Annotated in this window: 15 protein-coding genes; 3 read left to right on the top strand and 12 right to left on the bottom strand. The window is 66.2% G+C overall.

Annotated elements, in window-relative coordinates; translation table 11 throughout:
* Positions 1-109: 109 nt before the first annotated feature.
* The 5 genes from FEJ81_RS01840 to FEJ81_RS01825 form a co-directional block, all read right to left on the bottom strand.
* Positions 110-1,054, bottom strand: a complete 945-nt coding sequence (locus tag FEJ81_RS01840; protein ID WP_138246690.1) for a M48 family metalloprotease — start codon at positions 1,052-1,054, stop codon at positions 110-112.
* Positions 1,055-1,142: 88 nt separating this feature from the next.
* Positions 1,143-1,307: a hypothetical protein gene (locus FEJ81_RS22980; protein WP_175416336.1), complete on the bottom strand. Its 165-nt coding sequence runs from the start codon at positions 1,305-1,307 to the stop codon at positions 1,143-1,145.
* A 151-nt stretch (positions 1,308-1,458) separates the two neighbouring features.
* Entirely contained in the window at positions 1,459-1,956 is a 498-nt protein-coding gene (locus tag FEJ81_RS01835) for a hypothetical protein (protein ID WP_138243663.1), read from the bottom strand.
* Positions 1,957-2,051: 95 nt separating this feature from the next.
* Positions 2,052-2,795, bottom strand: coding sequence for an SDR family oxidoreductase (locus tag FEJ81_RS01830; RefSeq protein WP_138243662.1), 744 nt, complete (start codon positions 2,793-2,795; stop codon positions 2,052-2,054).
* 94 nt (positions 2,796-2,889) lie between these two features.
* Positions 2,890-4,446, bottom strand: coding sequence for a carboxypeptidase M32 (locus FEJ81_RS01825; protein WP_138243661.1), 1,557 nt, complete (start codon positions 4,444-4,446; stop codon positions 2,890-2,892).
* 236 nt (positions 4,447-4,682) lie between these two features.
* On the opposite strand from FEJ81_RS01825, the gene FEJ81_RS01820 reads away from it, so the two are divergent.
* Positions 4,683-5,051 carry a hypothetical protein gene (locus FEJ81_RS01820; protein ID WP_138243660.1) on the top strand — a complete coding sequence of 123 codons (369 nt, stop codon included), beginning with the start codon at positions 4,683-4,685 and terminating at the stop codon, positions 5,049-5,051.
* Between the two features lie 38 nt (positions 5,052-5,089).
* Here the strand turns inward: FEJ81_RS01820 and FEJ81_RS01815 are convergent, their stop codons facing one another.
* The gene (locus FEJ81_RS01815) at positions 5,090-6,196 is read right to left on the bottom strand and encodes a M20 family metallopeptidase (RefSeq protein ID WP_138243659.1); all 1,107 of its coding nucleotides are present in this window, start codon (positions 6,194-6,196) and stop codon (positions 5,090-5,092) included.
* A 65-nt stretch (positions 6,197-6,261) separates the two neighbouring features.
* Entirely contained in the window at positions 6,262-7,905 is a 1,644-nt protein-coding gene (locus FEJ81_RS01810; RefSeq protein WP_138243658.1) for a globin-coupled sensor protein, read from the bottom strand.
* Positions 7,906-8,062: 157 nt separating this feature from the next.
* On the opposite strand from FEJ81_RS01810, the gene FEJ81_RS01805 reads away from it, so the two are divergent.
* Positions 8,063-9,940 carry a PINc/VapC family ATPase gene (locus FEJ81_RS01805; RefSeq protein ID WP_138243657.1) on the top strand — a complete coding sequence of 626 codons (1,878 nt, stop codon included), beginning with the start codon at positions 8,063-8,065 and terminating at the stop codon, positions 9,938-9,940.
* A gap of 607 nt (positions 9,941-10,547) precedes the next feature.
* Positions 10,548-11,462 carry an NAD+ synthase gene (locus tag FEJ81_RS01800; protein ID WP_138243656.1) on the top strand — a complete coding sequence of 305 codons (915 nt, stop codon included), beginning with the start codon at positions 10,548-10,550 and terminating at the stop codon, positions 11,460-11,462.
* 57 nt (positions 11,463-11,519) lie between these two features.
* Here the strand turns inward: FEJ81_RS01800 and FEJ81_RS01795 are convergent, their stop codons facing one another.
* From FEJ81_RS01795 to FEJ81_RS01775, 5 genes are all read right to left on the bottom strand, one after another.
* Positions 11,520-11,933 carry a hypothetical protein gene (locus FEJ81_RS01795; RefSeq protein WP_138243655.1) on the bottom strand — a complete coding sequence of 138 codons (414 nt, stop codon included), beginning with the start codon at positions 11,931-11,933 and terminating at the stop codon, positions 11,520-11,522.
* A gap of 46 nt (positions 11,934-11,979) precedes the next feature.
* Complete coding sequence (locus FEJ81_RS01790; protein ID WP_006430384.1) at positions 11,980-12,273, bottom strand: MarR family transcriptional regulator; 294 nt, start codon at positions 12,271-12,273, stop codon at positions 11,980-11,982.
* A gap of 242 nt (positions 12,274-12,515) precedes the next feature.
* Entirely contained in the window at positions 12,516-14,174 is a 1,659-nt protein-coding gene (locus tag FEJ81_RS01785; protein ID WP_138243654.1) for a long-chain-fatty-acid--CoA ligase, read from the bottom strand.
* A gap of 112 nt (positions 14,175-14,286) precedes the next feature.
* Positions 14,287-15,471 (bottom strand): DUF5305 domain-containing protein, encoded by a 1,185-nt coding sequence (locus tag FEJ81_RS01780; protein WP_138243653.1) that lies wholly within the window; start codon positions 15,469-15,471, stop codon positions 14,287-14,289.
* Between the two features lie 140 nt (positions 15,472-15,611).
* The gene (locus FEJ81_RS01775) at positions 15,612-16,793 is read right to left on the bottom strand and encodes a signal peptidase I (RefSeq protein WP_138243652.1); all 1,182 of its coding nucleotides are present in this window, start codon (positions 16,791-16,793) and stop codon (positions 15,612-15,614) included.
* Between the last annotated feature and the right edge of the window lie 6 nt (positions 16,794-16,799).

Below are 16,799 nucleotides of genomic sequence, written 5' to 3'. Positions count from 1 at the left end.
TCGATCCAGCGGGGCCAGCGTGTTATACGGTTCGCTGTGTCCCGGCGGCGGTTCGCGGCGCTCCGTTCGAGGCGTTGGGTTGCGGCGACCCGGTCGTCGGATCGACAGGCTACCGCTCGCGCTCGAGCGCCGCCAACGCGTCGAGCCGTTCGTCCGTCGGCGGGTGCGTTTCGAAGAGGTAGCGCTCGAGCCGGTGGAGCCGTTTTCGAAGCGCCCAGTACGACGGCTCGGTGTCGCCCTCGGGGCCGAGCATGATCTTTTCGGGCTCGGACGGCTCGAGCGAGATGATCGACAACGAGGAGACGCCCGACGCGTCGCGGAGGTCTCGAGTCGGCGTGTCCGCAATCTCCCGATCTAACCGCCGGAGCGCACTGGCGAGCGCGGCGGGCGAGCCGGTCACCTCCGCGGCGGCTCGATCCGCCGCTCGCTCCCTGACCCGGGAGAGACGGGCCGTTATCGTGCGCCCGACGATCTGAACGCCTGCCGACAGAAACCCCAGCGGGACGGTGACGATCGCGGCCCAGCCGGGGTTCTCGATCCGGTTAATCCGCGACCCCAGCCCGTCGGCGAGCACGACGGGCAGCGAAACGGCCGTCATGATCATCGCATCGCGGTTTCTGACGTGGGCGAGTTCATGTGCGATCACCGCCTCCAGTTCCGCTTGCCCCTCGAGCGCGTTGATCGTCCCCAGCGAGAGCACCAGATGCACCGACTCCGGTCGGAAGCCGACGGCCAGCGCTTCGGGGGCGTCCCGCTCCGAGACGGCGATCGTCGGCACGGGGACCCCGAGCTGGGCCGCGACCCGGGTCGTCGTCTCGTACAGCTCCGGTGCCGTCTCCCGATCCACCGGGTGGGCGTCCGCAAGCCGCTCAATCGTCTCGAGGTGTCTGTACTCGAGATACCCGATCGTCACCAGCGTCCCGGCGGTGGTGACGGACGCGACGTGGGATGCGAGCGCGAACCCGAGAAACGAGAGCACGCCGTAGAACACGGCCCAGACCCCCGCGAGCAGTCCGAGCGTGACGACCGCGAGTCCGAGGACGGCGGCGACCATTCGCACGCGGAGACCGATCGGGATTGCGCCCATAGTCGTTGACTCCGAGTGACGAATTAAAATGTTGTCGGAGATACGTTTCCGGGAGCTACTGCTCGAGTTCCTCCGACAAGAGTTCGATAGCGAGGCCGATGACGCCGATGAGGGCGGCAAACAGCATGAATCCGATGCCGGTCCTCTTCGAACTCAGTTCGAGAAACCCACCCAGTAGCACCACAAGTATCGCGAACCGCTGGAGGGCAGCACCGACCATTATCGATCGGTGTGATTAGCCGGATAAATTTCTTGCGGTACCGGTTCGGTATTTTCTACGAACGCGACTTCGATTCGGGTTGGCAGCCGGAATCACAGCTCGCAAACGAAACAGTCACCGGGAGCCGTTCGGCGGCGCTATCGGTGGCGACTCACAGTTCGTCGCCGGTATCGAACTCGTCCCCCTCGGCGTCGTCGACAGCGGTCTGGTCGATGTCGAACTCGTCGGTCTCGAGTTCCGACCCGCCGACGCCGACCTGGCCCTCCTGAATCTCGATGGTCACGCCCTCCTTTTCGGACGCGGGCCCGGCCCCGAGGAGGCGGGTCGTCGCCGACTCGACTTCCTCGTTGACCGACCAGACGAAGCGCAGCACCGACTCGAGTTCGGTGCCGGCCTCGCGGACGCCGCGCTGGGGCGAAATCTCGCCCAGGCTCCGTGCGCCCTCCGGATGGAGGTACTGGATCGGGTGGTCGGTCGGGACCTCCTGCAGGTCGACGTCGAACGACCAGAGGTAGGGCAGGGCCTGAATGGCGTACCCCTGCGGTTTCGGCGCCCGCCGCCCGGCGGCGGTCAGGGCGACGTTGATCGCCGGCGATTCTGCGTCAGTGTCGAAGTACACGCCCGGAGCGCCGGGAATGGATACTCGCATACTCGAGGGAGGGTGCCCGGGACGGGTGAGTCCAGACCCGGCAATTCCAACCTCCTTTTACGTGTCTCGGGGGTCCGTCGGCCGATCCGTACCGCTCAGTGGAACGTCTCGGCGAATTTCTCTCGCGGGTTGATATCGAGTTCGCTCACGCTCGAGTGGTCCTGACTCGCGGCGAAGCGGATCGCGGCGGCGATCTCCGCGGGGTCGCTCGCCTCGTCCTCGTCGTACCGTTCGGCGAACGTCTCGCCGTCGGGGGTCTCGAACTCGGAGCGCACCTCGGCCGGGTTGACGATCGTGACCCCGACGTCGGCGTCGCCGATCTGGGCCGCGAGGCTCTTGGCGAAGCCCCGAACCCACCACTTCGTGGCCGCGTAGACGGGGTTAGCCGGTCGCGGGTGGCGGCCGGCGAAACTGCCGACGAAGATCAAGTGGCCGTCGCGTTCGCGGACGTGGGGGATCGCCGCCCGCGTGGCGTAGAAGACGCCGTCGACGTTCGTCTCCTGCATCGTCTCGTAGTCGTCGGTCGACAGCGATTCGACCTCGCTGCCCCGGCCCAGTCCCGCGTTGTTCACCAGCACGTCGATCCCGCCGAACTCATCGACGGTCTCTTCGATGAGCGCGTCGACGTCGTCTTCCTCCCGGACGTTCGTCGGGACGACCAGCGTCTCGACGTCGTGGGTCGCCTCGAGGTCGTCGGCGAGTTCCCGCAGTCGGTCTTCGCTGCGTGCCGCGAGAACGAGGTTGGCGCCCGCGCCCGCGAGTTCGCGACAGGTCGCCGCGCCGATGCCGGAACTCGCGCCCGTGACGATCGCCGTTCCCTGCTCGAGTGAGTCGGACATCGTCGGCCAATAGGTCGGCATCAACCCTAAAAACGAGGGTCGCGGAACGGTCTCGCTGACGATCGCGGAGAAACGGCGACCGAGCGAGCGGCGCTCAGTAGTCTTCGAGGTCGTACAACTCGCCGTACTTCGACTCGACGTACTCGAGGAAGTAGTCGGCGGTCAGCCCGTCGCCGGTTGCGTTCTCGATCAGGTCGGGCGTGACGTACCGTTTGCCGTGCTGGTGGATATTCTCGCGGAGCCAGCCGTTGAGTTCGTCGAACTCGCCCTCGCGGATCTGGTCGTCGAAGGGGCCGCGGTCGTCCTCGGCAGCGGCGTACAACTGCGCCGCGAGCACCGAGCCCAGCGAGTACGTCGAGAAGTAGCCGAAGTCGCCGTGGGACCAGTGGATGTCCTGCAGGCAGCCCTCCGCGTCGGTCTCCGGGCGCACGCCGAGGTACTCCTCGTACTTGTCGTTCCAGACCTCGGGGACCGCCGAGACCTCGAGGTCGCCCCGGATCAGATCGCGTTCGATCTCGAACCGGATCACGATGTGGAGGTGGTAGGTGAGCTCGTCCGCCTCGACCCGGATGAGGTTGTCGTCGTGGACCTGATTCGCGGCCTCGTAGGCCTCCTCGGGGGTGACGTCCTCGAGTTCGGGGAAGCGCTCGCGGGCGATCGGCAGGAAGTGCTCCCAGAAGGGCCGGGAGCGCCCGACGTGGTTCTCCCAGAGGCGGGACTGGGACTCGTGGACCGAGAGGTCCCGCGCTTCGCCGAGCGGCGTGCCGTAGCCCTCGTCGGGCAGCCCCTGCGTGTAGTTCGCGTGGCCGAACTCGTGGATGGTCGACGTGATCGAGCCCAAGAGATCGTCCTCCTCGAAGCGGGTGGTCACGCGAGCATCGAACTGCGTGCCCGAGGAGAACGGATGCGGTGCAGTGTCGAGCCGACCGCGGTCCCAGTCGTAGCCCAGCGAATCGAGCACGTCCCGCGCGAGGGCCTCCTGATCGTCGTCGTCGAACTCGCCCGCGAAGGCGCCCGTAGTGAGGTCCGCGTCACTATCCTGAACGGCATCGATCAGCGGCACCAGGTTCTCCCGCAATCGCTCTAAGACCCGTTCGGCCGTCTCGAGGTCGATGTAGGGTTCGTAGTCCGCGAAGAGAACGGCGTAGGGGTCGGCGTCGGGATCGATGTGCTCGGCGTACTCGCGCTTCAATTCGACCAGTTTCTCGAGGGTCGGTGCGAAGTGATCGAAGTCGTCCTCCTCTCGGGCCTGCTTCCACTTCGGATGGGCGTTCGACGCCGTCGCCGAAATTTCCTCGACGAGGTCCTGCGGGACGCTCGTCTCGCGGTCGTATTTCCGGCGGATCTCGCGGACGACCGCGGCCTGCTCGCCCTCGAGATCACTGCTTTGGGTTTCGCCGCTCTCGTCCCCCTCCAGTTCCTCGAGCAGGTCGCCGGTCTCGTCGGCGGTCAGGAGTTCGTGGCTGATCGAGGACAGCGCCGAGAGCTGCTGTGCGCGGGCCGGGGTGCCGTCGTCGGGCATCACGACCTCCTGATCCCACTGCAGGATGCCGGCGGCGTTCCCGATATTCGAGATACGTCGGACTCGGTCTTCGAACTGCTCGTAGGTGTCGGCCTCGCTCGCATCGCTCTGGGCCTGATCGGTCGCCATAGACGTACCGTTGGCCCGGAAGCGGTATCAACGTCGTGGTTCCGGCGACTCGAGCGCGGACGGTCACCGACAGCAGCCACTCGAGTCGCAAAAACTATCGACTGACGTGATAGTCAATACGCCGTTGTGACGGCGGCGAACGCGACCCTCCCGCGGTGTTCGCGAGTCGATGAGAGACAGACAGAACTTGCAAGCACCGGACTGTTCCGCCGATCTGACGTATGTCGATCCACGCTATGGCACTCACTGGACCAATCGCATCGGCCGTCGTCTTCGTCGTGAGCCTGCTGATCGGCGCGCTCGGCATCTACGCCGGGGCTCGAGTTATCGTGGGGAGAGGTGACTACGATCACGCCATCGTCACCGCGTTGATCGGGGCGATCGTCTGGGCGATTGTCGGCTTCGTGGTCGGCTGGATCCCGCTCGTCGGGCCGTTGCTCGCCCTGATTGCGTACGTCGCGGTGATCAACTGGCGGTATCCCGGCGACTGGACCGCCGCGGCGATGATCGGCCTCGTCGCCTGGGTCACCGTCCTGATCGCGCTCTATGTCCTCGCCGCGCTCGGGGTCACCGGCTTCGAGGCGGTCGGCGTCCCGGGCGTCTGATCGGCCGCCGACCACGGGCCGAGACGGGCGCGGCGGCACTACCGCGCCGTCGGCCACTCCTGTGCGACCCGCCGGTAGGTCTCGAGACAGCGCTCGAGGACGGCGATCGAGACGCTCTCGTCGTCGGTGTGGGCCTCACCGGGTTCCGACGGCCCGTAGATCACGCACTCGGTACCGGCCCGTGAGAGCCAGCCCGCGTCGGTCGCGTGGGGTTTCGTCACGAGTTCGGGATCGGCGGTCTGAGCGTCGGTTGCGGCCGCGAGCACCGCGTCGACGAACGCGTCGTCGTCACAGCGCATCGGCGGCAAGTTTTGATCGACCGTCCACTCGATCCCCTCGAGGGCAGCGACCGACTCGAGATCGGCGCGCTCACCCGGTACCGTCCGTTCGTCGACCGTGAACTCGCAGCGGGCGGGCACGACGTTCATCGCCGACCCGCCCTCGATCTCCGTGACAGTGAGCCGGCCCGCGAGCGTTTCGCCGGCGGCGTCGACTGACGGGGGCTCGAGGTCGCGAACGCGGTCGACGGCCGCGGTGGCGCAGTAGATGGCGTTCTCGCCGGCGTCGGCCTCGCTGGCATGGGCGGCGGTGCCGCGGGCGACGATCGTACTTCCCCGGCGACCTTTGTGGGCGACGGCGACGTCGGTAACGTCCGGTCCCGAGTAGGTCGTCGATCCCTCGCCGACGACGGCGTAGTCGGGGGCGAACCCCTGCTCGATCGCGTACTGCGCGCCGACGCCGCCGACCTCTTCGCCGACGAAACTCGCAAAAATGAGTTCTCCCGCGGGATCGGCCTCGCGGAAGGCGAGTACGGCGGCCGCGAGCGCCCCTTTCATGTCCGCCGTCCCGCGGCCGTAGAGACGGCCGTCCCGTTCCTCGACGACGTACTCGGTCGCCTCGGTGTCGTCGTGTCCGTCGGCCACCTGCGACGCTGCCGGTTCGACGACATCGTGATGTCCCACGAGCGCAAGCGTCTCGGCTCCCGTCCCCTTCCGGGCGATCACGTTGCCGGCGTCGTCTCGGGTCACGTCCGCGTCGGTCTCGCGGCGCAGCCACGACTCGAGGAAATCGCCGGCAGCGGTCGCGTCGTCGTGGCTCGGGATCGAGACGAGATCGCGCGTCAGCTCGACGAGCGTCGAAGTCATAGGCGTGGTATCGACCGCTGTGGTGTTCAGTGCAGCGAAGTCCGCGATCGGTCCGGCCCTCGCGATCAGCCGAGCCGTTCGTAGACCGGGACGGTGTCCTCGGCGTCGTCGTCGGTCAGTCGCGCGACCGACTCCCGGACCTCGCGGAGGCTGGCCGTCTGCTGTTGGCTGGCGGCTGCGACCGACTCCGCCGCGCTCGCGACCGTGTCGGCCGACTCCGAGAGGTCGTCGAGTGTCCGTGCGGTCACCTCGACGCCGCGGGCCTGCTGGTCGGCCGCCGCCGCCACGTCCTCCATCCCCGAAGCGGTCTCTCGGGCCGACTCGTGGATCGCCTCGAGCGAGTCGACCGTCTCCCGAACCCGGTTGGTTCCGGCGTCGACGCGGGCGACCGTCTCCTCGGTCGTTTCGACAGTGGCCGCGGCGTCCTCGCGGACGGCTTCGACCGCGGCCTCGATCTCGGCCAGATCCGATTTCGTCTGCTCGGCGAACGAGCGGACCTCGCTCGCGATGACGCCCATGGTCTCGCCGCCGTCGGCGTCCGATCTGGTGGACTCGATTTTCGCATTGGTCGCGAGCACCGTCGTCCGTTCCGCGAGGTCGTCGAGGCGGTCGACGATCTCGTCGATCTCGTCCGTCCGCTCCGCGAGCGCGTCGGCGGCGTCGGCGACGCGATCCGTCGCGTCCTCGATCGCCTCGAGTTCGTCCAACGCGCCGTCGGCCGCGTCGACGCCCTCGGCGGCGAGTCGTTCGGTCCGGTCGCTCTCCTCGCTGACCTCGTCCGCGACGCTCGCGACCTCCTCGACGGCTGCGCTCACGTCGTTGAGTTCGCCCGCGGCCCGCGTGATACCGGCCGCCTGCGACTCGGTGTGCTCGCTGATCGACTCCGCGCGCCGCGCGACGGCCTCGCTCGACTCGTGGAGTTCGGCGATCGGCTCCTGTACGTCGTTTTCGACCTCTTGAGCGAGTCGTTTGCGGCGTTCGATCGACTCCTCGAGTCGCTGCGCGTAGGAGTCGACGTACGTGTCGGTCGCGACCTGCATGTCGAGATTGATGATCCGCAACAGCGAGAGGACGTCCATCATGCCGTCGTCGATAGCGTCCCTGACCGCCGTCTCGAACGAGTCCTCGAGGCCGTCGTCGGCCGCGTCGGTGCCGCCGCCCAGTCCCAGCGCACCGACGACACGCCCGAGGCCGCCGTCGTCCTCGGCCTCGCGTTCGGCGGCCCACTCCTCGACGGCGTCGATGACCTGTTTCTGGACCCGCTCGTTCAGCCGCGAGAGGATCAGGTCGTAGTAGACGCCGTACTGGCCCACGTACTGTTTCAGGGGCATGTCCAGTATCTCGTGGAGCTTGCCGATCCGCGCCCGGTTCTCGAAGAACTCCCGGTCGTACTCGCCGGATGCCAACGAGACGAGATACGCCTGCTGGGTTCGCTTGAGGGCGTCGACATCTTTCGGCGACCGGTCGACGATCGCTCGCGTCTGCTCGTAGTGCAACACGTTCTCGTAGAAGTCGTCGGCGATCGCCTCGGCATTCGCTTGCACCAACGGCTCGAGGGCCGACAGCCGCTGTTCGTCGTCCTCGCCGAAGCCGATGAACTCCTTTCGCCACGCGATTTCGTCCTCGTCGAGCCCGATGCGATCGACGAGTTCCTCGACGTCGAGAAAGCCGTTGAGTCCTCCGCGTCCGAACGTCTCCTGCGGTTGCATGCGCGAAACGTGTTCGGTCGGTCCGTTAAGTTTCCGTGAGTGTTCCCGCTGAATAGGAACACGGGAGAGCGAACACGACACGACGCATGCGGACTGCAACCGATCCCCGTGGATTTGCTGTGAACACCCTTATAGGCGTACGTGAACCAGTTTACGTATGAACGTCGTGCCGGATACGAGCGTGGTCATCGACGGCCGCGTCTCGGCGACTATCGAAGACGGGCAGTTCGAGGGAGCGACGATCTGCGTGCCCGAAGCGGTCGTCGCGGAACTCGAGGCGCAGGCCAACGACGGGATCGACAGCGGCTGGGACGGCCTGGAGGAACTCCAGCGGCTGGCCGACCTCGCTGATGACGGAGTCATCGAACTCCGGTACGTCGGCGAGCGGCCCAACGCCATCGAGCGCGGACACGCCTCCGAAGGCGAGATCGACGCCCTCATTCGGGACCTCGCGGAGGACCTCGACGCGACCTTCGTCACCAGCGATATCGTCCAGGCCGAGGTCGCACAGGCCAAGGGGCTCGACGTCGAGCACGTCTCCCCGGAGGTCCGCGAGATCGGGACGTTGGCCGTCGAGGAGTTCTTCGACGACGAGACGATGAGCGTCCACCTCAAGACCGACGCGGTCCCGATGGCAAAGCGGGGCGAACTCGGCGAGATGCGCTACCAGCAGATCGCCGACGAACCGCTCGACGAGGCGACGATGGACGAGTACGCCCGCGAGGTCGTCGACGCCGCCAAGGAGTCCCCCGAGGGCTTCCTCGAGCTCTCCGAGCCGGGGATGAAGATCGTCCAGTTCCGTGACTACCGCATCGCGATCGGCCGGCCGCCCTTCTCCGATGGCATCGAGATCACGGCCGTCCGCCCGATCGCCCAGACCGACATCGAGGACTACGAGCACGCCGCCGAACTCAAAGAGCGGCTGCTCGAGCGCCAGCGCGGCGTCCTCATCTCGGGTGCGCCCGGAGCCGGGAAGTCGACGTTCGCGCAAGCGGTCGCCCGCTACATCGCCGACCACGACTACTCGGTCAAGACGATGGAGAAACCGCGGGACCTGCAGGTCGGCCCCGACATCACCCAGTACACGGAACTGGGCGGCGAGATGGCCAAAACCGCCGACGCCCTGTTGATGGTTCGGCCGGACTACACCATCTACGACGAGGTCCGCAAGACCGACGACTTCGAGGTCTTCGCTGACATGCGACTGGCCGGCGTCGGCATGATCGGCGTCGTCCACGCGACGCGGCCGATCGACGCGCTCCAGCGGCTCGTCGGGCGGGTCGAACTCGGGATGATTCCCCAAGTCGTCGACACTGTCGTCTACATCGAGGCCGGGGAGGTCAACACCGTCTACGACGTGAAGACGGAGGTCAAGGTCCCCGCAGGGCTCACCGAGGAGGACCTCGCTCGCCCCGTGATTCAGGTCACGAACTTCCAGACTGGCGAGCCCGAGTACGAGATTTACACCTTCAACCGACAGGTCGTCACCGTCCCGCTGAACGACGAGGACGGCGGCCCGGGCAACGAGTCCGGCGTCGACCGCATCGCGAAACAGGAGATCGAACGGGAGATCCGCTCGATCGCGCGGGGCTACGTCGATGTCGAACTCAAGAGCCAGGACAAGGCCGTCGTCTACGTCGAGGAGGACGACATCTCGAGCGTCATCGGCAAGGGCGGCGGTCGAATCACCGACGTCGAGAACCGACTGGGGATCGACATCGACGTCCGGACCCACGACGAGAACCCCAACTACGGCGCGGGCGGCGGTTCCGGCGGTGCCAGCGCCAACGGCGGCGGGGGCGGCGGGTCGCAGGCCGGCCAGATGGTCCAGCCCGAGATCACCTCGCGACACATCGTCATCCCCGTCGACGGCAACCAGGGCGAGACGGTCGAAGTGCAGGCCGCCGGCGACTACCTCTTCACCGCGACGGTGAGCCGCGGCGGCGAAATTCAGGTGTCACGCGGGAGCGCGATCGCCGAGGAACTCGAGCAAGCGATCGACCGGAAGGACCCGGTGACGATCGTGCCGTCGTAAGTAGTCGAACCGTGAACGAAGGCGCGGCGCTACGCGCCGCGAAAAGACGAGCGGCGAAGCCGTGAGTCGCGTAAGTGCGCGGCTTTTTGGTCCAGATTTTTGCGTGAGGGTGAACGAAGTGAACCCGAGCGGAAAAAGGTGGATCGCGAAGGACCCGGTGACGATCGTGCCGTCGTAAGCGGTGCGCGGTTCGGAGCGAACGAAGTGAGTGAGAACCGCGAGAATGCGAACGGGCGGCAGCCCGTGAGCGAACGCAGTGGGCGAGGGTGTTTTTTGATGCGGATTTTCGGGAGCAACGAGCGAAACGTGTAAGACGCAAATCTCGCGCGGGCCCGATCGCGTCGGACCTCGAGCGGACCGCGGCGCGCGCGAGGAAAGTTGGTCGACGATCGGTCCGGCGAAGCGGTAGACGAACTGAACGGCCTGTCGCATCCGTACAGAAACGGACGCATCTCGAGCGAGTGAAGTGGACGATCTGTCGGAAATAGCGGCGACGCCCGACCGGGTGCGTGCGAACCACCCACATAATTCCAACGTAGCCAAGCATTAGCTTCATATATGAGACAATCGTTTGGACAAAGTGAGTACAATAGAGTGATTCCAACGCATGAGTGTCGATAGGAAAACGTTCGTCTATTCAGGAATCGAACGCACGAACGGGCCGTTTCTGACGGACCGCCGGTCGCTCGAGGCGCTCCGCGAGCGAATCGTAGCCGATATCCAGACGCGGGTCGCCGACGCCGGAGCCGACGGCGTCGTCGTGGCCATGAGCGGCGGGATCGACTCGACGCTGACGGCGGCGCTGGCGGTCGACGCCGTCGGAAACGACCGCGTGCTCGGGCTGGGACTGCCCTGTACCAAAACCGATGGGGCCCACGTCAGCGACGCCCGCACGATCGCCGAGGGAATGGGCATCGAGTTCGAGGAAATTCAGTTGCGACCGCTCCTCGAGGCCTTCGACGGAACGGTCGCAAGCGCCCTCGAGTCGGACGCCGAGAGCGGCACGCCAAACGAACGGACCCACGAGATCGGGAACGTCACCGCGAGGTTGCGGATGATCGTCGCCTACTACGCGGCGAATCGCCAGTCCCGACTCGTCATCGGCACCGCGAACCGCTCGGAGCGACTGCTCGGCTACTTCACCAAGTACGGCGACGGCGCGGCCGACGCCTATCCGATCGGCGACTGCTACAAGACGGAGGTCCGGGCGCTCGCGAAACACGTCGGGCTCCCCCGCCGGATCGTCAGCAAGGAACCGACGGCGGGCTTTTGGGCCACACAGACCGACGCCGGCGAACTCGGCGCGCGGTACGATGTCATCGATCCGCTGCTCTATCGACTCGTCGAGAGGGGGCTCCCGCTCGAGGACGCTATCGGCGAACTGCGGATCGATCGCGAGACGGCCGAAGACATCGCGGCTCGCTACGCCGACACCGCACACAAACGGACGACGCCGCCGACGCCGGGAATCGCCGGCCGCGACGACGAGCGGGTCGGTGACGGCACGGATTCACTCGAATAACAGACGCCCGCAGTCGCGTCGGTCGCGATCAACCGCTCGCGGCGCGCACCCGGTGGCTCAGCGCTCGGCGTCGGTGCCGTAGAGGTCCGGATTGCGCCACCAGAACAGTCCCCACGACAGGAGGAAGCCGCCGGCCATCGCGAGGACGTCCTGCAGAAAGCCGGGAAGACCGAGCCCGACGATCGCGACGAGCGCGATGGCCGAACCCAGCGCCGCCCCCGCCACGACGAACAGACAATCGCCGACGATTCGCGCCCGCGAGTGCGTCCAGTAGTGTTGTTTATCCGCGTCGTACCAGACGCCGACGTAGATCAGTACCGGCGACATGGTCGTGATGACCGTGATCGATCGGTACGCCTCGGGGAGCCCGTTCGGGAGCAAGACGAGCCAGTTGAGCAGGTTCGCGATCAACGCCGCCAGAAACAACCCGACCAACAGCCAACCCCATCGCGGCAGCCGCTCTTTATCCATATCGGAACCCGATCACCGCTGGAAAATAATCCTGCCGTTCTCGCCGTTATTCAGCGCAGCACGCGTCTTTCTTCGGAGACTCCTCGACGCCGTTCCCGTCGGCCGCGACCGGTTCCTCGAGCCGGTAGAGGCTCTGTCGGGCGTCGGCGAAGTAGATGTCCTCGTCGACAATCCCGATCTCTTCGAGGCGCTCGAGCGCGTATCGTACCGTCCGGGCCGAGAGCATCGATTCCTCGACGATCTGTTTCTGGGTCAGTGGCCCGTCGTACTCGAGAACCTTGAAGACGAGTTTCGCACTCGGTGGCAAGTCTTCGATCGCCTCCCCGTCGGTCTCTGCCATATTACGAATCGAAAGGCCCCAGCAGTATAAAAGTTGAGCCTTACCGGACGGGAAATCGTACTAGATTGCGTGACGGTTTTGCCGGCAAAGTGAGCGCTGAGGCGACGAAAAGCCGAATACGAGGAACGGCCGCGATCGGTCGAAACCGGTCATAAATGACGATACTCACCACGAGCAGCTATTCGGTCGATCGGTTTCGCAACGAGTTCGACTGGCAGTACATCGGACGGATTTGCCGGTGGTCACCCCTCGCCGATCATCCGGTCCTCGTCGGCCCACTCGCGCTGGCGCAGTTCGTACTTCTGCGTTTTCCCGGTCGCGGTCGTCGGCAGTTCCGCGACGTACTCGACGCGGCGGACGACCTTGTAACTCGCGAGTCGATCGCGAGTGAACTCAGTCAGTTCGTCGGCCGAGACCGGCGGATCGTCGGGATCGCCGTTCGACGGCACGACGAACGCCTTCGGCGTCTCGCCCCACTCGTCGCTCGGCGCGGGAATCACCGCCGCGTCCGCGACCGCATCGTGGTCGAAGAGGGTGTCCTCGAGTTCGATGCTCGAGATGTTCTCGCCGCCGGAGATGATGATGTCCTTCTTGCGGTCCCGGATCGCGATCATGCCGTTTTCGTCGACCGTTGCGAGGTCGCCCGTGTGGTAGTAGCCCTCGGCACGGTCGTTGAAGGCCGTCTCGGTCTCCTCGGGCTTGTTCCAGTAGCGGTCCATGATCTGGTTGCCCCGGACGACGATCTCGCCGAGGGTCTGATCGTCGCGGGGGACATCCTCGCCGTCCTCGTCGACGACGCGAACGTCGGTGCCGAGGACGCCCATCCCCTGCCGTTTCTTGATCTCGAAGCGGTTGTCGTCGGTCATGAGCCGCTTCGCGTCGGAGATGGTGATCAGCGGCCCCGTCTCGGTCGCCCCGTAGAGGTGTTTCAGGTACCAGCCAAAGCGATCCTCGACGGCCCGGATCGTCGCCTCCGGCGGTGCGCTGCCGGCGGTCGTGACCCGGACCTGCTGGTCACCCATCATCGCCGGCTCACCCTCACTCTCATAATAATCGATCAACTGGTTGAGCACCGCCGGGGCGGCACAGAGGAAGGAGACATCCTCCTCGCGGATCGAGGAGACGACCTCGTCGGGGTTGACTCCGCGCGTACAGACGTGGGTGGCACCCATGCCGGTCACCGCGTAGATGTGGCCCCAGCCGTTGACGTGGAACATCGGCAGCGTCCACAGGTAGGTGTCGTCGTCGGTGATTTCGTGGTAGATCGACATCAGATAGGCGTGGAGCGTCTCGGTCCGGTGCGTGCGACAGACGCCCTTCGGATCCCCCGTCGTCCCCGAGGTGTAGTTGATCGTGATGACCTCGTCCTCGCTCATTTCCGGCTGATCAAACTCGGTTCCCGCATCCTCGAGCACCGCGTCGAAGTCTTCCCACTCTACGTCGGACGAGTCCGACGAGGATCGCCTGGCTTCGCCGGCCTCACCGCCCTCGACGGCGTCTGCATCGTTCGTCACGAACGTCTCCGTCGGCACCTCGTCGCGGATCGCTTCGATCTTCTCGGCGTACTCGTAATCGGCGAAAATCGCGTCGACGCCCGCGTCCGAAAGGATGTACTCGTAGTCGGCCGGCTCGAGCCGGTAATTGAGCGGTGTGTGGACCGCGCCGAGTTGCATCGCGCCGAAGGCCGCCTCGAGGTGGTAGTGCGTGTTCGGGTCGAGGACGGCGACGCGGTCGCCCTTTTCGATGCCCCGATCCTGCAGCGCCGCAGCGAACCGGTCGGCCCGCTCGCCGAACTCGGCGTAGGTGAATCGGTCGCCGTCGGTCCCCACGATCGCTTCCTCGTCCCCGTAGTAGCTCCGCGCCTGCTCGAGGAAATCGGTGACAACGAGTGGCCGTTGCATACCTCACGATTTTTGTTTATCACTATTATACCTGTGTGATCGGCAGTCGAACAGGTAGCGACGGGAAGAACCGAACCGCCACTCCCGCTGCTCGGCGCGTCGACGCGACGGGCTACAGTTGGTTCCAGACGTCCTCGTCGTCTTCGAACCCGTCCGCATCGTCGGGGGACGCGAACTCGTCGCTCGGGTCGAGTTCCGCGATTTCCTCGACCGACATCTCCCTGTCGCCGTCGATGACGGCCGGCTGTTCCTCGAGATCCATCTCCGGCCACGCGGTCTCCTCCCAGAGGCCGCGGTCGCTGTAGTAGTAGACGACGCCGTCGTTGACGACCGCGAACAGCCCCCGCTGCTCGTCGTGGACGACGCGCTCGTTGGTGTCGATCGCGACATCGACCACGTCCTCGAGGGTATCGAGCGAGACGTGGTAGTCGCCGATCCACATCGGGATCGAGCCCCGCGAGATCCACTCGGCGTACCGCTGTTCGTGGACCGCGCGGCGGGCGGCCTCGAGGTCCGTCGGCGACCGGCGGGCGACGATCGCCCCACCGGCGAGCGAGAGCGTCCCGAGCACCGAGAGCCCACCGATGAGCGCCGGACTCCGGGACTCGGTCGTCCGCTCCGTGCCGCTCCGGTGGCTGTGGGCGGCCGAGTCCGACAGCGACCCCTCCAGCCAGTAGGCGTCGTCCGTGATCACCACCGGCGTCTCGGTCGTGAACGTGCCACGATGGTGGCCCGTGTCGTACTCGACGCGCAGTTCCATCGTGAGTTCGACCGAGCCGATACCGCTGACTTCCCGCTCGAGTTGGCGCTGTCGCTCGCGATAGGACTCCATATCGATCGGCGTCTCCGACGTGGCGACCCCGTTCTCGACCGACGGCGAGTCGCGGAGCACTCGATGGGACTCGTTCCAGAACGAATCGCCGTCGCGGATCGCCTCGAATCGAAGCCGCAATTCGTGGGTGACGTCCCCATCCTCGACCGGGACGCCGCCGGTCTCGTTTCGCAGCGTCGTCTCCGGCTCGACCGTGAGCTCCGGCGAGGTGTTCAACACGTAGACCGAACTGTCCGTGAGGCGGTCGCCTTCGGTCCAGAGCGTGCCGTTCTCGGAGACCAGCGCGCTCGTCTGTGCGTCAGTCGCGACGCGTTCCTCGTCGAACTGGGGTGAGGTCGTCGTCTCCGGGTTCGCGACGGCCCACCCGGTCGCGACGATCGCGAGGGCACCGATAACGATCAGCGCGATAGCGATCGCCCGCCCCTGTTTGACGAGCAACAACTCGAGTCGCGGGTTGTCGATCATCCGTCGTCCCCCGATCCCCAGCCACTCCGTCCGAACGCGCCCGCTGGCCGACCCGTCCGTTTCCGAACTGGTCGGTCATCGGGATACTGCATGCGTAAATGAAAGAAATAGACCACTATAAGGATAGTGGCCCCGAGGAGCTACTCTCGATTCCGGAGCCACTTCCGGAGTTTCCGCTCGAGCCGAGTCGAGAGCGAGACGTGATCGCCCGCGGACCGGTAGCGGATGTCGCCGCTGCCGAAGATCACGAGCACGATTGCGACGGATACCCCGACGATGACGCCGTTTACCGCCGCGATGGCGGCGAGCGGGTGTAGAGTGTGAAGCCAGCCCAGCACTGACGGCGGTAACACGGCGAGATACCGGTACTCGCCGAGGTGGCGCGTGTACTCGCCCGTCTCCTCGGGGGTCGACAGCGTCACCGTCGTCTCGCCGCTGTCGCGTATCCCGATCGTCTGCTGTGAGGGATCGGTGCTGATCCCCCCGCTCTCCGCCTCGTGGACGACCACCACCGGCAGGTAGCCGGCGTTGTCGACGGTGCGAGAGAGTTCCGTCGTCCCACCGGGCGCGACGATCTGTGGGTCGTCGCCGGGGGTCTCGGTACTGACGAGTTCGTACTCGGTGGTGCCCGACGGGACGACCATCGCCGCGGTCGCGAACGTGACGAACACGAACAACACGAGGCCGAGCGCGGTCCAGAACGCGATGACGTTCTCGCGCGACCGCGAGCGCGTCACCTCGCGCCGAGACGGCCCGAGTCGCTCGAGCAGCGTGCCGAAGCCGAGCATGGCGACGCCGGCCGCGACGAGCATGGAGCCGAGGCCGTTCGAGGACGCGGTCGTCGTCAACCCGAGTATCGGCGCGACCGTCCCGTAGGCCCGCTCCGCGAGTCCCTGCACACCCATGATCGCGCTCCCGAGGTACGGAACGGTGACGACGGTGCCGTGTCCCTGCAAGACCTCGGCGACGATCTGGCCCTCGGTGACGTGAGGTTCGCCGCCGTCCTGATCGGTAAACGGGTTCGCGTCACCCTTCGTGACGTACCCCTCCTCCGTCTCGCCGACGACGCGGTGGGTCGTCAGCCCGCCGTCGTGGAGATCTCTGGCCTGATAGACGACCACGTCGCCTTCCTCGACATCGCCCGCGGCGATGCTGGGTATCGCGACGAACCCGTCGCCGGCGTCCATCGTCGGCTCCATGCTGCCGGTCGCGACGTAGCCCAGCAGGATCGGCTGCCCGAGGAGTTGGCCGACCAGCAGGAGGACGACGACCAGCGCGATTGCGAGCCCGACTCCCCGCTTAGCGAGCGTGGCGGCGGTCATCGAGTA

It is taken from the genome of Natrinema versiforme (assembly GCF_005576615.1).
Taxonomy (GTDB): domain Archaea; phylum Halobacteriota; class Halobacteria; order Halobacteriales; family Natrialbaceae; genus Natrinema; species Natrinema versiforme_A.
This window is presented reverse-complemented; position numbering and strand designations above follow the sequence as displayed.

What these genes read in the sequence shown, in the direction of transcription:
- FEJ81_RS01825 (WP_138243661.1), bottom strand. Translation starts at nt 4,446, where the DNA reads ATGGCGACCGATCAGGCCCAGAGCGATGCGAGCGAGGCCGACACCTAC.
- FEJ81_RS01810 (WP_138243658.1), bottom strand. Translation starts at nt 7,905, where the DNA reads ATGCAACCGCAGGAGACGTTCGGACGCGGAGGACTCAACGGCTTTCTC.
- FEJ81_RS01815 (WP_138243659.1), bottom strand. Translation starts at nt 6,196, where the DNA reads ATGACTTCGACGCTCGTCGAGCTGACGCGCGATCTCGTCTCGATCCCG.
- FEJ81_RS01840 (WP_138246690.1), bottom strand. Translation starts at nt 1,054, where the DNA reads ATGGTCGCCGCCGTCCTCGGACTCGCGGTCGTCACGCTCGGACTGCTC.
- FEJ81_RS01805 (WP_138243657.1), top strand. Translation starts at nt 8,063, where the DNA reads ATGAACGTCGTGCCGGATACGAGCGTGGTCATCGACGGCCGCGTCTCG.
- FEJ81_RS01835 (WP_138243663.1), bottom strand. Translation starts at nt 1,956, where the DNA reads ATGCGAGTATCCATTCCCGGCGCTCCGGGCGTGTACTTCGACACTGAC.
- FEJ81_RS01820 (WP_138243660.1), top strand. Translation starts at nt 4,683, where the DNA reads ATGGCACTCACTGGACCAATCGCATCGGCCGTCGTCTTCGTCGTGAGC.
- FEJ81_RS01780 (WP_138243653.1), bottom strand. Translation starts at nt 15,471, where the DNA reads ATGATCGACAACCCGCGACTCGAGTTGTTGCTCGTCAAACAGGGGCGG.
- FEJ81_RS01800 (WP_138243656.1), top strand. Translation starts at nt 10,548, where the DNA reads ATGAGTGTCGATAGGAAAACGTTCGTCTATTCAGGAATCGAACGCACG.
- FEJ81_RS01775 (WP_138243652.1), bottom strand. Translation starts at nt 16,793, where the DNA reads ATGACCGCCGCCACGCTCGCTAAGCGGGGAGTCGGGCTCGCAATCGCG.
- FEJ81_RS01795 (WP_138243655.1), bottom strand. Translation starts at nt 11,933, where the DNA reads ATGGATAAAGAGCGGCTGCCGCGATGGGGTTGGCTGTTGGTCGGGTTG.
- FEJ81_RS01830 (WP_138243662.1), bottom strand. Translation starts at nt 2,795, where the DNA reads ATGTCCGACTCACTCGAGCAGGGAACGGCGATCGTCACGGGCGCGAGT.
- FEJ81_RS01790 (WP_006430384.1), bottom strand. Translation starts at nt 12,273, where the DNA reads ATGGCAGAGACCGACGGGGAGGCGATCGAAGACTTGCCACCGAGTGCG.
- FEJ81_RS22980 (WP_175416336.1), bottom strand. Translation starts at nt 1,307, where the DNA reads ATGGTCGGTGCTGCCCTCCAGCGGTTCGCGATACTTGTGGTGCTACTG.
- FEJ81_RS01785 (WP_138243654.1), bottom strand. Translation starts at nt 14,174, where the DNA reads ATGCAACGGCCACTCGTTGTCACCGATTTCCTCGAGCAGGCGCGGAGC.